This is a genomic window from Sorangium sp. So ce131, from assembly GCF_051519095.1.
In the GTDB taxonomy this organism is placed as follows: domain Bacteria; phylum Myxococcota_A; class Polyangia; order Polyangiales; family Polyangiaceae; genus Sorangium.
This window is the reverse complement of sequence record NZ_CP150455.1, coordinates 8,853,353-8,869,289: the sequence shown is the minus strand read 5'-3', so window position 1 is coordinate 8,869,289 and position 15,937 is coordinate 8,853,353. Positions and strand designations below refer to the sequence as shown.

Here is a 15,937-nt window from a genome sequence, read left to right as displayed (position 1 = left end):
AGAGATTTGCCGCGGATTGACGCGCTCCGGCTCGAACGTCTACGCTACGGTAGCTCTGCTCATGTACTCCGTCGACAACAGGGCCGGTCGCCTCATCGAGGTGAGGCTTGGATCACCGCTCCCGCCCGGGGAGGTCGACGCGTGCATCGCCCGCATCCAGGGGATCGTGACCCAGAACCGGCACGGGGCCATCGTCTGCATCGAGCTGCTCCAGGTCGACGTGCTCGCGCCCGAGAGCGCGGAGAAGTTCCTGGAGATGATGCGCGTCCAGAACGCCACGGTGCATCGGACGGCCTACCTGCTGCCGGTGACGAACGCGATCCTCGGCCTCCAGGTGGAGCGGCTGATCCGGGACGCGCACAACTCGAGCCGGAAGGCGTTCCGCGACACCACCTCGCTGGAGGCGTGGCTCGTCCCGGTGATGACGATGGTGGAGTCGCAGCAGCTCCGGAAGTTCCTGGCGCAGCTCAGCTGAGGCGGCGCCCCCCTTCGTCGCTCGCGGCCGCGGCGTGTGCCCCGCGGAGCCCGCGGCGGTGTCGCCGCGCGCGCGCGCTCCCCGGGGCGGGTCGTCGTCCTCGTCATCCGCGCACGACCGGCAGGTACCTGGGCCGCCAGAACCGCGCTTTCACGTACGCCTCGGCGCCCTCGGCGTCCACCTTCGCGCTGGTCGCGACGCCGTCCGCGAACGCCGCCCGGATGACCGCGACGGCGACCCGCTGGGAGACCTCCTGGAGCTCCTCCACCGGGGGATAGATGAGCCCCTTGTCGAGGTGCTTCTCCGCCGTGTAATCGACGAGCGCGTAGGCCGCCGCGAGCACCATCCCGTCCGTGATCTCGCGCGCGTCGGACAGGATGGAGCCGAACCCGAGCCCCGGGAAGATGAACGCGTTGTTGCCTTGACCGATGGGGATGGTCTTGCCGTCGATCTCCACGGGTGCGAACGGGCTTCCCGTGGCGACGAGGGCGCTCCCCTTCGTCAGGGCGAGGATCTCCTCGGGCAGCGCCTCGCACGAGCTCGTCGGGTTGGACAGGGGGAAGATGATCGGCCGCGGGCTGTTCTCGGCCATCGCCTGGATCATCGGCTCGCTGAACGCGCGCGGCTGCCCCGACAGCCCGATGAGCGCGGTCGCGCGCGCGTTCTGGATCGTCTCGAGCAGCGTCGGCACCGCGCCGGCCCTCTTCCACGAGGCGATCTTCTCCGGGTCCTGCGCGAACTTGCGCTTGTACTCCTCCACCGGGCGGTCCTTCGTGATGAGGCCCTTCGAGTCGAGGACGAAGATGCGGGCGCGCGCCTCCTCCTCGGTGAGCCCGTCCCGGATCATGCCCTGGCAGATGGCCCACGCGACGCCTATCCCGCCCGCCCCCGCGCCGAGGATCACCACCGATTGGTCCTTGATCGACTCGCCGCGCAGCCTGCACGCGCTCGCCACGCCCGCGAGCGTGACGGCCCCTGTCCCCTGGATATCGTCGTTGAAGGACGGGAGCACCTTCCGGTACCGCTCCAGCACGGAGAAGGCAGCTTCCTTGGAGAGGTCCTCCCACTGGATGACGGCGCGCGGGCAGCTGTTCTTCACGGCGTCGACGAACCTGTCGAAGAAATCGAAATAGGCTTCTCCGCGCAGGCGGCGCTGGCGGACGCCGAGGTAGAACGGATCGTGGATGAGGTCGGCCCGGTCCGTCCCCACGTCGAGCACCACGGGCATCGTGTGGAACGGGCTCACGCCGCCGCCCGCGGTGTAGAGCGCGAGCTTGCCGATCGGGATGGCGAGCCCGCCGTAGCCCTGGTCGCCGATCCCGAGGATCGCGGAGGAGTCGGTCGCGACGATCATGCGGACGTCCTCCCAGGGGAAGCCCGCGAGCGCGCGCCGGGCCCGGTCGATGTTGAGGGGAGAGAACGAGACGCCGCGCGCGCTCTGATAGAGGAAGTTGAACTGCTGCACCGCCTCGCCCACGGTCGGCGTGTAGACGATGGGGAGCATCTCCCCGAGGTAGCGCTCGAGCAGCGCATAGAACAGGATCTCGTTGCGCTCCTGGAGCGCCCGCAGGTATTGATACTTGGCGATCGGCGTCGGCTCGCGGCGAAACCCGCCGTACACGCGGGCGAGCTGCTGCTCCATGGTGTTGACCTGGGGCGGAAGCAGCCCGTCGAGCCCGAGGCTCACGCGCTCCTCGGGCGTGAAGGCCGTCCCCTTGTTGGTCATGACCAGCCGGAGGAGCGCGATTCCGTCGAGGTACACCTCCATGTACTCGCGGCCGAGCGCGTCTCTCTTGATGTCGAAGTATTTCGAGATCCTCGCCATGGAGAGCAGCCTAGGCCGTGGCGGCGCAGATCACCAGGTGAGATGTCCGCCGCGCTCACGAGCGGCGCGCGGCGTCTGTCCGCCTTGCCTGTCCGGCGCCGGCCGTCGACGAACTCGGCGACTGGCGAGAGGGGCTGGGGCGGGGACATCGCTGCTCATCGCCGGGCGCCCGGCGCGGTTCGGCTCCTCTCCGAGGCTCAAGGCACGATCGGCCCCGCGTCGCGCCTCGTGGTATAGACGGGCGATGCGTCGTGTCGTCATCGTCGGAGGTGGTCTGGCCGGGTGCATCGTCGCGTACCGTCGCGCGGCGGCGGGCGACCGGGTGACGCTCGTCGAGGCGGCGCCGCGCGTCGGGGGGCAGCTCTGGACCGAGCGGACCGGCGGCTTCGTGATCGAGCACGGCGCCGAGGGGTTCATCGCGCGCAGCGAGGCGGTCCCGGCGCTCGCGGGCGCGCTCGGCCTCGGCGAGGAGCTCGTCGGCCAGGAGGTAGTGCGGTCGTTCGGCTACGACGGCGGGCCGCTGCGCGAGCTCGCGCCGGGCGAGGCGGCGGCGTTCCTCGGCTTCCAGGTGCCGCGCGACGAGCTCGGCAAGGGGATCCGGACCTTCCGCCTCGGCATGGCGCACCTGACCGACGCCCTCGCGCGCGCCGCGGTGGAGGCGCGCGCCGACGTGCGGCTCTCCGCCCCGGTCGCCTCGCTCGCGCGGGCGGCCGGCGGCCTCCGGCTCGATCTCGCCGGCGGCGGCGCGATCGACGCCGACGTGGTGGTGATCGCCACCCACGCCGCGGGCGCGGCCGCGCTGCTCGGCGAGCCGGCGCGCCCGCTCGTCGGCGCGCCGACCCTCTCCAGCGTGACCGTGTCGCTCGCGTACCCGCGCGCCGCGATCGAGCACCCGCTCGACGGCACCGGCTTCATCGTGGCCGCGGCGCACCAGCGGCACGGCTTCCGCGCGTGCACGTTCACGACCTCGAAGTTCGCGGGCCGCGCCCCTCCGGGCCACGTCACGCTCCGCCTCTTCTTCCGCCCCGAGCCGGCCGACCTGGAGCAGCTGGACGACGCCGGCTGGGCGGCGCGCGCCGAGGCGTCGCTCGCGCGCGTGCTCCCCGTGCGCGGCGGCGCCGAGCGGGCGTGGGTCTCGCGCTGGGCGAGCGCGCTCCCGGTCTCCACCCCGGCGCACGCCGCGCGCGTCCAGGAGGTCGAGGCGGCGCTCTCCGGCAGCGGCGTGCTCCTCGCCGGCTCGGCGTTCCACGGCTCCGGCATCGACGCCGCCGTGCGCTCGGCCGAGGCGGCGGCGGCGCGCGTCGACGCCTCGTGATCCGGATCCGCCCTCATGACGAACACCAGCCGACTGCGATCCATCCCTCGTTCCCTCGCGCTCGGCGCCGCCGCCGTGTGCCTCGCGCCGGGCTGCCGCCGCGACGCGCCCCAGCCGGCGCCCGACAACACACCGCCCGCCGCGACGAGCGCCGCCGCGCCGGCGCCTTCCGCGAGCAGCGCCGCGCTGCCGGCCCCGCCGGCGCCGCCGACCCCGCCGGCGTCGAGCGCCCGCCCGCTCACCGAGAAGGAGAAGCAGGCGCTCGCCACGTACAAGGCCGCCCTGGCGAGGGGCCGGCTCGCGACCCAGCGGCGGGACTTCAAGGCGGCGATCCAGGCGTTCACCGAGGCCGTCGAGGCGGATCCGACCGACGCGCGGGCGGTCGCGGAGCGGGGCTTCGCGCACCTGTCCGCCGGCGACAGCGCCGAGGCGGAGAGCGATTTCAGCGCGGCGCTCACGAGCGCGGGGGAGCCCGAGCTCCGCGCGCAGGTCTGGTACAACCTCGGCCTCCTGCGCGACAAGGCCGGCGACGCCGGCGCCGCCCGGGTCGCCTACGCCAACGCGCACCTGCTCAAGCCGTCGCCGGCGACGCGCGCCAAGCTGGCCGGAAGGTCGACCTGCGCGGTGGAGATCCGCAAGACGGACCTAGAGAACGCCGAGATCGTCCCGAGCTGGACCGAGCTGCTGGCGCGGGTCGGCCTCCCGAGCGACGAGGAGGGCGCCGGCGAGGCGGCGGGGGAGGCCGCGGCGAGGGCGCGCCTGTGCGAGCCGAAAGGCGGGATCGACCGCCCGTGCGCGGGCGACCCCCCGTGGATCTTCGCGCGCGACTACATGATGTTTGCCCACCACCGGAATCACGTGGTCCTCCCTCGCAAGCCGGCGGGGTTCGTGGTCGTCGATGGCGGCCACACCGGGGGTTGGCCCGCGCGTTGCCACGGGATCCGCGAGGTGGCCGGATCGGTCCAGGGGGGTCTGCTTGTGGTGGACGCCTCCTTCGACGGCACGGGCTCCGTCTTCGATAAAATGGTGAACGACGAGTTCGTGTGTCTGAACGGCGTGAGCCACCGCGAGCGGACGTACTATGACGTGCGCACCGGCCGAGCGGTGGTGGCGCTGCGCTGGCCGGGGTCGAGCGAGGTGCACGTGAAGGTGGAGGGCGGCCATGTGGTCGTCTCGGGCGCCGGGTGCAACGAGCGATTCCGCCTCGACGCGGGCGCGGAGTAGCCCGCAAAAAAAGAATCCCTCCAAGGAACTTTTGTATTGCGCAGTCTCTCGAAGGAGAGTACTCATTGGGCACGAGAGGATTCGTCATGCTTCGCCATTCCGACAGCACGCAGCGCATCTCCACCCTGCCCAAGGCCGAAGGCCCCAAAGCGCCGATGGGATGGGAGCATCTGCAGGGTGGCAAGTCGTTGGCGTACAACCCCGGCGATCTCGGCGGCGTCTGCCTGTCGCGGAAGCTCGAGAACCCGGAGAATAGCGCCTAGAGGCGGCAAGGCACGCGTCGATCCGCGACGTTTGCGAAGGCCGCCTCGGGGAACCGCAGGCGGCCTTCGGCGTTTCTGCGCGCTGATTTCGCCTCGTTCTCCGGTCGGCCGGGCGGCTTGACGGCATTGCGCTCGGGGTGCAGCCCTGGACGTCCAAGTCCCACGTCCATGGTGACGTGTGGGCATTGCCTGGGTGGGCCGAGCGGCCTGTTGGGTTGTTGAGGGCAATGGTCGCCCTGGGTGGGCCGAGCGGTCTGCTTGGTTGTTGAGGGGAATGGTCGCGCGCGGCGGTTGCGGCGCGCGCAGGGGTTATGTGCGTGCAATCAGGCTTTCGTGAGCCCGGGCGGCTCCGGCTTGTTTGCCCTTTTGCTTCGGAGGTTCGAGCTCTTGAAATGGGAATGGCCTGTCGGCGCGGCAGGCAATGCGGAGGTGCGCCCTCCGCGCGGACTCGTAGCTCAACTGGTCAGAGCAGCCGCCTCTTAAGCGGACGGCTGGAGGTTCGATTCCTCTCGAGTCCACCTCATCGCGCTCCGGGGTCGTCTATGTGGCGAAGACGGCGGTCTCTGAAGCCGCAGAGGCAGGTTCGACTCCTGCCCCCGGAACCGCGCGGCGCGCTCGCTCTGCCGCCCGCTCCCACCCGGAGCGGGCGCGCGGGGAGGGGGCGCCCGCGCCGACCCTGGCCTGCGCGCGGCGCAGGCGGAGCGGTCACCCGGTCCATGACAACCCATCGTGCGCAATTGTGAATGGAGGCGCCTTGCGCCTTCATGTTCCGGTGTAGCTCAATGGCAGAGCGCCCGCCTGTTAAGCGGAGGGTTGGAGGTTCGAGTCCTCCCGCCGGAGCCGCGCGCCCCTCCCCGGGCGCGGATCGCGCCTCGTCTCGACGAGGCCCGCTCCGCGTCCGGCCGGGGGACCGCGCGCGCCTGCCTCGAGCAGGCGCTCCGGGATGTAGCCTAGTGGAAAGGCGCCTCATTTGGGGTGAGGAGATCCGTCGGTTCGATTCCGGCCATCCCGACGACAGGTTTGTGTGGATGTTACTCGTCTGGTGACGAGGGCAGGTTGTGACCCTGCGGAGGCGGGTTCGATTCCCGTACGTCCACCCAGGGCGGGTCGAACGCGCTCGGTTATCATTTCCAGATAGGCCCGAGCGCGAGCACATTATCCGTCCTTTTCTTGCATGTCCTTTTTTGCCCGAGCCCTCGGGCCGGAGGTGGTGTCATGCCCGATTATCGAAAGCACTTCGCCGCGCTGGTCACCCCGCAGCGGCAGAAGGCCCGCGCCGACCAGGCGCGCAACAGCGCCGGAGGGTACACCTTCGCCCTGGACGACTGGGCGAGGCTCGACCGCTGGCTCATCCTGGGCGCCGAGGGGGGTACCTACTACACGTCCGAGCGGAAGCTCACCGTGGAGAACGCCCGCGCCGTCGAGGCCTGCCTCGCCGCGGACGGGCCCCGCGCCGTGCGGCGCATCGTCGAGATCAGCCGCTCGGGGCGAGCGCCGAAGAACGCGCCGGCGATCTTCGCGCTTGCGATCGCCGCCGGCGACGTGAAGCTCGAGACGCGCCGGGCCGCCCTCGCGGCGCTGCCCGACGTGTGCCGCACCGGGACGGATCTCTTCCACTTCGCCCGCGACGTGCAGGGGTTCCGCAAGTGGGGCCGCGGGCTGCGGTCCGCCGTCGCTGCCTGGTACAACGGCAAGCCGATCGACAGGCTGGTGTACCAGGTGATCAAGTACCAGCAGCGCGACGGCTTCAGCCACCGCGATCTCCTGCGGCTCGCGCACCCGGTGGCGCCGAGCCCGGAGCACGACGCCCTGTACCGCTGGATCGTCGGCGGCGTCGAGGCGCTCGCCAGGGAGTCTTCGCGCGGCAAGGCGCTGTCGCCGGAGGCGCTTCCTGGCCTCGTGCGCGGGTTCGAGTCGCTCCGGGCGGCGACGAACCGGAAGCAGGTCGCCGCGCTCATCGCGCAGCACCACTTCACGCACGAGATGCTCCAGACCGAGTGGAAGAACGATCCCGCGGTATGGGAGGCGCTGCTCCCGCACATGCCCCAGACGGCGCTGCTCCGGAACCTGGGCAAGATGACCGCGGTCGGCCTGCTCGCGCCGATGAGCGACGCGTCCCGCAAGGTGGCGCGGCAGCTCACCGACGCCGCGCGCCTGTCCGCGGCCCGGGTCCACCCGATCGCCGTGCTCTCGGCCCTCCGGGTCTACGAGCAGGGCCACGGCGAGCTCGCCCGCCGGCGCCAGAACGCGCTCTCGTGGACCCCGGTCCGCGAGGTCGTCGACGCGCTGAACGAGGCGTTCTACCTCGCGTTTCAGGCGGTCGAGCCCACCGGGAAGAAGCACCTCCTGGCGCTCGACATCTCCGGCTCGATGACGAGCGGCCAGATCGCCGGCGTCCCTGGCCTGACGCCGCGCGTGGCGAGCGCGGCGATGGCCATGGCGACGGCGCGGCTCGAGCGCGAGTACTCCGTGGTCGGCTTCTCGGCGGCCGCGGGCGGTTACGGCGGCAAGTGGGGCGGCGGAGCCTCCAGCCTCTTGCCGCTGTCGATCTCGCCGAAGCAGCGGCTCGACGACGTGCTGCGCTCCGTCAAGGATCTCCCCTTCGGCGGCACCGACTGTGCTCTGCCGATGATCTGGGCGACGCGGAACCGGGTAGAGGTCGACTCGTTCGTCATCTACACGGACAACGAGACCTGGGCGGGCGACGTGCACCCGTTCCAGGCGCTCCGGGAGTACCGGCAGGTCATGGGCCGTCCGGCCAGGCTGATCGTCGTCGGCATGACGTCGACCGGCTTCTCGATCGCCGATCCATCGGACCCCGGCATGCTCGACGTCGTGGGGTTCGACGGGGCGGCCCCCCAGGTGATGGCGGATTTCACCCGGGGTGATGCGTGACAGAGGACGTGACGGACGGGCTCCGCCGGCCCGTCCGTCCCAGGACTGGAGACGTGCGACGGATCCTCGCGGATCCGACCTTGCCGCTGTAGCTCAGCCCGGAAGAGCACCTAACGCCGTTCTTCACCCACTTGCCCGATCCGGGCCGAAGGAGGACGGTTATCGTACCTTGGGATGTCGCGGGTTCGAATCCCGCCGGCGGCGCCGACGACGAGAAAAGATCGAGGGATGGACAAAACAAACAGGATGGATGATCGTCCAATGAGCAATGAACAAGGAGGTGAGATGAAAATCTGACGCGAGCGTTCCGGGGTGATAGTTCAACCGGGAGAACACTACCCTCGCACGGTAGGGATCGAGGTTCGATTCCTCGTCGCTCCACTGGACGGGCCGAAGCACGTGGGTTACCCCAACTGTTCCTTGGAAAATACCCCACGGGCGCCCCTCGCCCGTCCTTTCCCTCGCCGCCGAGGCGGGCCGTCGGCCGGTGAGCCGCACACACGCGACAGACGCGACAGACGCGACCGTCGCGATCGACGTGCGGCCGCGCGGCGCCGGTCGGCCCGCCTCTTTTTTTGCTGATCCGTGCAACGACGGTACCCATGACCACGCGGTGATAGCTCAATGGTAGAGTGCGAGCGTGCCAAGCTCGCGACGAGAGTTCGATTCTCTCTCACCGCTCCAGGCATGAGCCTCGCCCCGGCCGGGGCGAGGCTCTCCTGAACACGTCCCCATCATGCTAGATGGCCCAGGCAGCCGGATTCTCAGTCCGGAAACGCGGGTTCGAATCCCGCTGGGGACACCGGGCCGCTCCGCTCGCCAGCGTGCTACTTCGGGAGCCCGCGCCCGAGCGAGCGAGCCTGCCATTTCACAGCGACGACAGAGCCCTGGGTGTGGCTCAACCTGGTAGAGCACCGGCTTCGGGAGCCGGGGATCGGGGGTTCGAATCCCTCCACCCAGACCCGCGCGCGCGGACGCGCGACGAGTCACCGTGACGGAACGGCATACGTGGCAGGCTGAGATCCTGCGCCCTTCGGGGTATGTGGGTTCGAGTCCCACCGGTGACACCCTGCCCGGGTGGCGAAACGGCAAACGCTGCTGGCTTAGACCCAGCTTACTGGGGGTTCGACTCCCTCCCCGGGCACCTCCGCAGGCAACCTGGAGCGATACCATGAAGAAGAAGAGGCGATAACGAGGTGGGACATGACCGCGCAGACGCTGCTTTTGACGCCATGGATGGTGCCTCATAAGATCATCTCGTGGCAGACCGCTGTCACGATGAGCTTTCTTGGCAAGGTGGAGGTCATCGAGGAGTACGACGACGTCATCCGGTCGCCGTCGGTCGCCATCCGGGCGCCCGCGGTGGTGCGGCTCAAGCGGCCGACGCTCGGGATGAAGCGCGGCGTGAAGTTCTCCCGGATCAACGTGCTCCTGCGCGACGGGTTTCGGTGCCAGTACTGCGGCGTCAAGAAGGCGGCCCGGGAGCTCAACTACGACCACGTCATCCCGCGCGTGCAGGGCGGGGTGACGGGGTGGGACAACATCGTGTCGTCCTGCTACGCGTGCAACTCGATGAAGCGCGGGCGGACGCCGGAGGAGGCGGGCATGAAGCTGCTGCGCGCGCCGGTGAAGCCGAAGTGGCTGCCGCCGGCGCCGGTCGTGGGGCTGGAGGAGCGGCGGATCCCCGAGGCGTGGGCGGGGTACTGCGTTACCTGAGCGCCGGGGGCGACCCAAGCGGCGAAGCGTAGGGGGACGAATGAGCGGGCCGGGGAAATCCGCAGCACGTAACGCGCCCCGGGCTCAGGACCGGCAAGGCGCGCCCACGCAAGTGGTGCGGATCGGACAGCGAGCGAAGGAGAAGAAAGGGGAGCGGTTCGACAACCTGCTGAGCGCGATCAAGGCGCCGTTGCTGAAGGAGGCGTACGAGCGCCTGCGTAGGCGCGCGGCGCCCGGAGTGGATGGGGTCACGTGGGAAGAGTACGGCGAGCATCTCGACGCTCGCCTGCTCGACCTCCAGGATCGCATCCATCGCGGCAGCTACCACCCGCAGCCGGTGCGGCGCGTGCACATCGCGAAAGGCGATGGGCGTACGCGACCGCTCGGCATCCCGGCGCTGGAAGACAAGCTCGTCCAGCAGGCGGCGCGAATGGTGCTGGAGCCGATCTACGAGCGAGCGTTCCTGGGTTTTTTCGTAGGGTTTCCGGCCTGGCCGGGGACAGCACGACGCCCTGAACGCGCTCGCAGAGGCCATCAGCCGGAAGACGAGCTGGGTGCTCGATGCAGACATCCGGTCGTTCTACGTCCGTAACCGTACCTCCCACGGGACCGGATTCGACGCGTCCTCGCGCCGCGCTCCGCCATCGACCGGCCCCGAGCGCCATCGATCCTCGCCGACCTGCGCGCCGCCTTCGAGCGGTGCTTGCTGGAGCACGCAGCAGTGCTTGCTGCAGCCATCACCCGTCCAATTGAAATATTCCTTGCTCGCTTCAATAAAACCCGGTCAGCTTGACACGAGGCCCATGCGTCCGCGGCATTGACCGCTTGCCTCATCCCCCACGACGCCATGGCGCGGCTCTTGCTGAACACGACTGAGCGCGCTGGCAACGTTTTCTGCGCGGTATCGGTCGCAACTCTTGTAGCTCGTCGCCTCGTCGCACGGAGAATGCTCATGACGCGTGTTATCGCGCTCGGTGGATGCGCCTTTTGGGGCACTTTGTGAGCCGACTTCTTGATGGCCATCCGGAGCCTGGAACCCCCGCCGGCGGCATCCGTACGCACATCACCCGGAGCGCCACCCAGCGGGCGCACGCAGGGCTGTTCAAGGGCGCGCAGCGGCGACCGGCAGGGAGCGCACCCTTGACGCGCCCGAGTACGCCAGCACCATCGCGTCCGTGGTGGGCGTGCAGCCGCGCGATGACGGCCATCATTCAGACAGACTTCATGGCCATCAATGAGCTGGCTCGGTGACAGCACGGGGGTGGCGATCTCCAACGTAGACTCGGCATCAGCCCGACGAGCACGCCGTCTTCACCGATCAGAATTCGCAGAGCAGGCGTTTCGGGCTCTATGGCTATCCTGACGAAGCCAAGGCGCTCAGCGAGCTCCGGTCGGCCAGCGCATCTCGCGGCGGCGCGGCGTCATGGAAAAGGCGTTCGTACGTCCGGACTGCAACAGCCCCGCGCCCACACTCGTCTTCACCGACCCCGGCGCGAGCTATGACGTCGAGCGGACCTCGCTACAGCACGGAAAACGGCACGGCGGCAGGCGCGCTGGCGTTTGTCACGGCCGGCTCTTCGCCCGGCTTTTCAGTCAGCTCGGCGGGGCAATCAAGGGGACCGTCAGCGCTCGCCGTGATCGCCCCGAAGCGGACGCGCCCGCCTCGTATCCCGTGTCATGGAATATTTCGAGAATCAGGATTGACAGGACGGTTGCGAGCACCCTACCCTCCGGAGACAAGGACCCTTTCGATACCAGATAAGCGTGCATAGCACGCGCTACACTGCACCAGCCGAGGGACCATTATGAAATTGAGACTGAGTAAATCAGTGAAGAGGGTCGTGCTTCCGCCGCACATCGCGGCCGCGCTCGCGACGCCGGGCGCGACGCTGGGCGCGACGCCGGGCGCGCTCCGCACGCTGCCTGGCAGCTCATTTGGCGGCGCCTACGTGCTCAAGCACAAGAAGAAGCGGAAGAAGCTGTCCCGGGGCAGCCGCGGCTTCGAGAGGCTGGCCAGGCGCTTGGCTCGGGCCAACATCAGGAGCAGCGACGCGTACCTCGATCGGCACCGCCGCTCCAATCGCAAGAAGCGGAACGGCTGGCTGCGCGATCTGTCCTACAACATCATGCGAAGTAACCGCAAGGGGCAGAAGAGCCTGAAGCTCAGCAAACTGTTGTGAGGTAGCGTCGTCACGACGCAGATTGGAGAGGACAGCATGACGATTGATACTACGAATTCCCTCAGCGCGACGACGGATGCTGCGGTAGTGCAGCAGCCGATCATCATCGATCTCGGCAAGAAGAGCCGCAAGCGCGTCAAGAAGCTCCGCAAGGGCAAGCCCGGCAGGCTCCTGGACAAGGTGCACGAGGTCATCGCCGAGATCAGCGAGGCGGGCGCGCTGCCTCGCTCCACCCAGCCGGTCGTCGTCATCGTGCGCGAGCGCCGAAAGAACAAGCTCGGAAGGCTGTGGGGATAGCTCCGGGCGCGGACTCCCGCACCGCGCTTACGAACGCTCGGGAAGCCGATCACCGAAGGGCGTCGGCTACCCCTCGTTACTCCCTGAAGATGCGTAGCTGAGGCTTCAATCAGCTCCCCCGGGAGCCGGCGTGCGCGCCGGCTCGTACAAGCCGCTCTCGGTTACGGCATGTTGAAGAAGAGACTGATCCCAACACCATTGGTCCATCGGACGCCTGTGACAGCAGGCAAAGATCCGCCGCCGAAGCCAGTGCTCAAGTGGCGCCTTCTCTTCTTCACCGGGTTCCTCATCACGGTCCTCTGGTACATGCTCCTCCGACGGGTGAAGAAGCCCTATGGGCCCGGCGGGAAGTATACCCCGGAGTTCATGGCACGCCACGTGCGAGTCGCCATCGAGCGGCTCGGCGGGCTGTGGATCAAGGCTGCCCAGATCCTGGCCATGCGCCGGGACCTCTTCAGCAAGGTCTTCTGCGACGAGCTCGGCAAGCTGCACGACCACGCTCATGGCTTCCCGGGTGAGGTCGCGTGCAAGATCATCGAGGAAGAGCTGGGGTGCCCCCTCGAAGAGGTGTTCGAGCAGTTCGACCTCATCCCCATCGCTGCGGCTTCGATCGGCCAGGTCCACGTCGGTCGCCTCCGTGAAAATGGAGTGAAGGTCGCGGTGAAGGTGCAGCGGCCGACGATCGCGATCTCCTTCGCGCGCGACCTGCAGATCCTGCGCACGTACCTGAGTCTCCTCAAGCTCCTGCAAGTGAGGCCTTGGGCTCGATGGGACGACATGTACTGGTCGCTCAAGCAGACCCTCTCCGACGAGCTCGACTACCGCCTGGAAGTCGCGTCGATGCGGCGGATGCGGCGGACGCTCCGCAAAGACAAGGTCTACATACCCAAGGCGTTCACGCGCTACAGCAAGAAGCGCGTCATCGTCATGGAGTTCATCGACGGCGTGCTGATGTCCGAGTACATCCATGCGATCCATGATCGCCCGGCACAAGCGCACGCGTGGTGCAAGGAGAACAACGTCAAGCCGAAGAAGATCGGCCGCCGGCTCTACCTCAACGTCCTCAAGCAGGGCTCAGAGGACAACTTGATCCACGGCGACCTCCACCCCGGCAACATCATGCTCCTGAAGAACAGCCGATTCGCGCTCATCGACCTCGGCTCCGTCGGGAGCATGGACGTAGGGTTCCTGGAGAAGTACAACCTGTGCCTGAAGGCCATGCTGCGGCGCGACTTTTCCAAGTACGTCGACGTCCTCATGACCATGGCCCCGGGGCTCCCCAACGTCGATATCGACACGATGAAACAGGAGATGATGCGAGAGCTGGAGGCCTGGGAGAGCCTCACCGACGTCAAGGGAGTGCCTTACGAGCAGAGATCCGTGACCGGGTTGAACTCGCGGTTCAACGAGATCATGGGGAGGTACAGGTTCCCGCCCTTCTGGGAGCTCCTGCGCCTCACTCGGACCACGGCCGCGGTCGACGCCTCGCTCCGCTTCCTCTTGCCGGAGATCAACTTCTTCAAGCTGACGCAGCGCCACTACGAGAGCCGACGCGGGCGGATGCTCAAGTACATGGCCTCGAAGAGTAGCCGCAACGAGGCGGTGAGCGCCATCAACGACCTCATGCAGCTGCCGGCGAAGCTGGGGGAGAACATCGTCTTCCAGGCGGAGCTCGTCAGGAAGCGCGCGATAAGCTTCCAGGGGCAGATCTCCAAGGCGGCAGAGGTCGGGAAGGTCCTGGTGTCCATGCTGATGAACATCGGCCTGATCGCCATGGTGCTCATGATCGCCCGCTACCTGAACAAGCAGACCGCGGTGGGTCAAGACGTCATCGCCTACCTGCCGGTGAGGGACCTCTTCGCGTCGATGCCGCGCCTCTCCGGCGGCATGTGGGTCGTCGTCATCATCCTGTCCTTCTATTTGCTCCAGAACATGGCAAAGCTCGTGAGGATCCTCGGGTTCCGCGGGGTCGGGACGAACCCGTACCTCGGAGGCGGCACGTGAAGCGAGCGCGGATGCCCCTCGGCCCCATGACGCGAAGGGGCCTCATCAAGGGCTCTGTCGGGACGGCGGCGACCCTGCTCGTGGGCTGCCATCAACGCGGTTGTGGCTCGACCCCGGTGCCGCGGGAGACGAGGCGGGCCGAGGTCGTCATCGTCGGGGCCGGGCTGTCCGGCCTGATGGCGGCACGCGCGCTGGTGAAGGCGGGCGTCGATTCGGTCCTCGTCGTGGAAGCGCGCGATCGGGTCGGCGGCCTCACGCTGAGCCTCCCCTTGGGCGAGGGGACGATGCTCGACGGCGGCGGCGAGTGGGTCAGCCCCGAGCACACGCGGGTCAAAGGTCTCATCGAGGAGCTCGGGCTGGAGCTGGTGGAGAGCTTCGAGAGAGGGGTGCCGGTCTTCTTCTTCGAGGGCGTGCGCAGCACGGGGATCCTCGAGGTCCTCAACCGCGAGGAGAGGGAGGAGCTGGCCAAGCTCTACGCCGCTCTCGACGGGATGGCGGCGGAGCTGCCGCTCGATGCTCCCTGGAACGCCCCGCGCGCGGCCGAGTATGACAACCAGTCGATGTTCGCCTGGCTGCGGGAGAACACGGCGACCCACTGGGGAATGCGCATGATCGAGCGCGCCATCAACTTCACGTACGGCGTGGAGCCCGAGGACATCTCGCTCCTGGCGTTCCTCGCCCAGATCCGCGGCTGCGGATCGGTCGACCAGTTGATGCCCGTCTCCGCGGAGGGGAACGACAAGGTCGTGGTCGGCGGTGCGCAGCGGATCTCGATCAAGATGGCCGAGGAGCTCGGCGACCGGGTGATCCTCGGCTCGCCTGTGACTCGCATCGTCGACGAGCCGTCGCGGCCGGTGGTCGTCGAGACGGATCGGCTGGCCATCGAGGCCGAACGCGTGATCGTGGCGATGATGCCGGCGGACACGCGGCGCATCAAGTTCGAGCCGGATCTGCCAGCAGCGCGCAGCGGCCTGGTAGCGCGCTGGAAGGGCGTGGCGGACTACAAGGTGCACGTCGTCTACAAGACGTCGTTCTGGCGTGACCTAGGAATGAGCGGGACGGCCCTCGGCGACGGGAAGGCGATTGATTTCGCTTTTGACGCCTCGCCGCTCTCGGGGACGCCTGGCGTGCTGGTCGCCTTCGGCGCGGGCGAGGAGCTGCCGAGCGATCTCGAGACGCGCCACCACGCCGTCACCGAAGATCTGGCGAATCTATTCGGGAAAGACGCCAAGAACACCACCGGCTTCATCGAGACGGACTGGTTGAGCGAAAAGTGGTCGAGCGGCTGCGCCTCGGCGCTGCGGACGGGGGTCTTGACCTCCTTCGGCCAAACCCTGCGCGAGCCGTCCGGTCGAATTCATTGGTCCGGTACCGACACGTCGCCGATCTGGAGCAACTTCATGGAGGGAGCCGTGCGATCCGGGGAGCGCGTGGCAAGCGAGGTCGCCGCCCTGGTGCTCAAGGGCGACGCTTCGGCGCCGCCGGCGAAATCAGGGTGAAACGTTGAGGTGGTAGACTCTCTGTCGGCAGGCAACCATTCACACCCAACGGTCGGCGGACCAGGCGGCGCTGCCTGGGTGTAGCCGACGGCGCCAGATCGCGCCGCGCTTCGCCGCCCTATCGATGCGGAGGGACCCACGTGCCACATCGCGCAGGCAAATGATGCGACCGCCGCTACCTCGGTGCCGCACCAGGGCATTGAATCTCCGGCGAGCATTTGCGAACTGAGAGCCTCGAGGCGAT

12 protein-coding genes and 12 tRNA genes are annotated in these 15,937 nt (G+C 68.3%); 23 read left to right on the top strand and 1 reads right to left on the bottom strand.

Annotated features, from left to right (window positions below; translation table 11 throughout):
* The first annotated feature begins 61 nt into the window (after nt 1-61).
* Nucleotides 62-475, top strand: coding sequence for a hypothetical protein (locus WMF43_RS31945; protein ID WP_437670526.1), 414 nt, complete (start codon nt 62-64; stop codon nt 473-475).
* A gap of 103 nt (nt 476-578) precedes the next feature.
* Here the strand turns inward: WMF43_RS31945 and WMF43_RS31940 are convergent, their stop codons facing one another.
* Nucleotides 579-2,300 carry an NAD-dependent malic enzyme gene (locus WMF43_RS31940; protein WP_437670525.1) on the bottom strand — a complete coding sequence of 574 codons (1,722 nt, stop codon included), beginning with the start codon at nt 2,298-2,300 and terminating at the stop codon, nt 579-581.
* Nucleotides 2,301-2,544: 244 nt separating this feature from the next.
* Here WMF43_RS31940 and WMF43_RS31935 point away from each other — a divergent pair, with 244 nt between their 5' ends.
* The 22 genes from WMF43_RS31935 to WMF43_RS31830 all read left to right on the top strand — a co-directional run bounded on the left by WMF43_RS31935 (nt 2,545) and on the right by WMF43_RS31830 (nt 15,693).
* A complete protein-coding gene (locus WMF43_RS31935; protein WP_437670523.1) occupies nt 2,545-3,615 on the top strand; it encodes a protoporphyrinogen/coproporphyrinogen oxidase in 1,071 nt (356 codons plus the stop codon).
* Between the two features lie 15 nt (nt 3,616-3,630).
* Nucleotides 3,631-4,839, top strand: a complete 1,209-nt coding sequence (locus WMF43_RS31930) for a tetratricopeptide repeat protein (RefSeq protein WP_437670521.1) — start codon at nt 3,631-3,633, stop codon at nt 4,837-4,839.
* An 86-nt stretch (nt 4,840-4,925) separates the two neighbouring features.
* Nucleotides 4,926-5,102, top strand: a complete 177-nt coding sequence (locus WMF43_RS31925; protein ID WP_437670519.1) for a hypothetical protein — start codon at nt 4,926-4,928, stop codon at nt 5,100-5,102.
* Nucleotides 5,103-5,546: 444 nt separating this feature from the next.
* A tRNA-Lys gene (locus tag WMF43_RS31920) sits at nt 5,547-5,620 on the top strand.
* Between the two features lie 11 nt (nt 5,621-5,631).
* Nucleotides 5,632-5,704: transfer RNA gene (locus tag WMF43_RS31915), tRNA-Gln, on the top strand.
* A gap of 166 nt (nt 5,705-5,870) precedes the next feature.
* Nucleotides 5,871-5,942: transfer RNA gene (locus tag WMF43_RS31910), tRNA-Asn, on the top strand.
* 99 nt (nt 5,943-6,041) lie between these two features.
* Nucleotides 6,042-6,114 (top strand) — tRNA-Pro (locus tag WMF43_RS31905).
* A gap of 13 nt (nt 6,115-6,127) precedes the next feature.
* A tRNA-His gene (locus tag WMF43_RS31900) sits at nt 6,128-6,202 on the top strand.
* A gap of 115 nt (nt 6,203-6,317) precedes the next feature.
* Nucleotides 6,318-7,997, top strand: a complete 1,680-nt coding sequence (locus WMF43_RS31895) for a TROVE domain-containing protein (RefSeq protein ID WP_437670517.1) — start codon at nt 6,318-6,320, stop codon at nt 7,995-7,997.
* Nucleotides 7,998-8,079: 82 nt separating this feature from the next.
* Nucleotides 8,080-8,201: transfer RNA gene (locus WMF43_RS31890), tRNA-OTHER, on the top strand.
* Nucleotides 8,202-8,306: 105 nt separating this feature from the next.
* A tRNA-Ala gene (locus tag WMF43_RS31885) sits at nt 8,307-8,378 on the top strand.
* 229 nt (nt 8,379-8,607) lie between these two features.
* Nucleotides 8,608-8,681 (top strand) — tRNA-Gly (locus WMF43_RS31880).
* Between the two features lie 43 nt (nt 8,682-8,724).
* A tRNA-Glu gene (locus WMF43_RS31875) sits at nt 8,725-8,799 on the top strand.
* Between the two features lie 85 nt (nt 8,800-8,884).
* Nucleotides 8,885-8,958: transfer RNA gene (locus WMF43_RS31870), tRNA-Pro, on the top strand.
* A gap of 24 nt (nt 8,959-8,982) precedes the next feature.
* Nucleotides 8,983-9,064, top strand: a tRNA-Leu gene (locus WMF43_RS31865).
* A 4-nt stretch (nt 9,065-9,068) separates the two neighbouring features.
* A tRNA-Leu gene (locus tag WMF43_RS31860) sits at nt 9,069-9,141 on the top strand.
* A 59-nt stretch (nt 9,142-9,200) separates the two neighbouring features.
* On the top strand, nt 9,201-9,713 hold the full coding sequence (locus WMF43_RS31855; protein WP_437670515.1) for an HNH endonuclease: 513 nt from the start codon (nt 9,201-9,203) through the stop codon (nt 9,711-9,713).
* 112 nt (nt 9,714-9,825) lie between these two features.
* On the top strand, nt 9,826-10,305 hold the full coding sequence (locus WMF43_RS31850; protein ID WP_437670513.1) for a hypothetical protein: 480 nt from the start codon (nt 9,826-9,828) through the stop codon (nt 10,303-10,305).
* 1,237 nt (nt 10,306-11,542) lie between these two features.
* Entirely contained in the window at nt 11,543-11,893 is a 351-nt protein-coding gene (locus tag WMF43_RS31845) for a hypothetical protein (protein WP_437670511.1), read from the top strand.
* Nucleotides 11,894-11,929: 36 nt separating this feature from the next.
* Entirely contained in the window at nt 11,930-12,190 is a 261-nt protein-coding gene (locus WMF43_RS31840) for a hypothetical protein (protein ID WP_437670509.1), read from the top strand.
* Nucleotides 12,191-12,406: 216 nt separating this feature from the next.
* Nucleotides 12,407-14,194 carry an ABC1 kinase family protein gene (locus WMF43_RS31835; RefSeq protein WP_437670508.1) on the top strand — a complete coding sequence of 596 codons (1,788 nt, stop codon included), beginning with the start codon at nt 12,407-12,409 and terminating at the stop codon, nt 14,192-14,194.
* Nucleotides 14,195-14,220: 26 nt separating this feature from the next.
* Nucleotides 14,221-15,693, top strand: coding sequence for a flavin monoamine oxidase family protein (locus WMF43_RS31830; protein WP_437670506.1), 1,473 nt, complete (start codon nt 14,221-14,223; stop codon nt 15,691-15,693).
* Nucleotides 15,694-15,937: the final 244 nt, after the last annotated feature.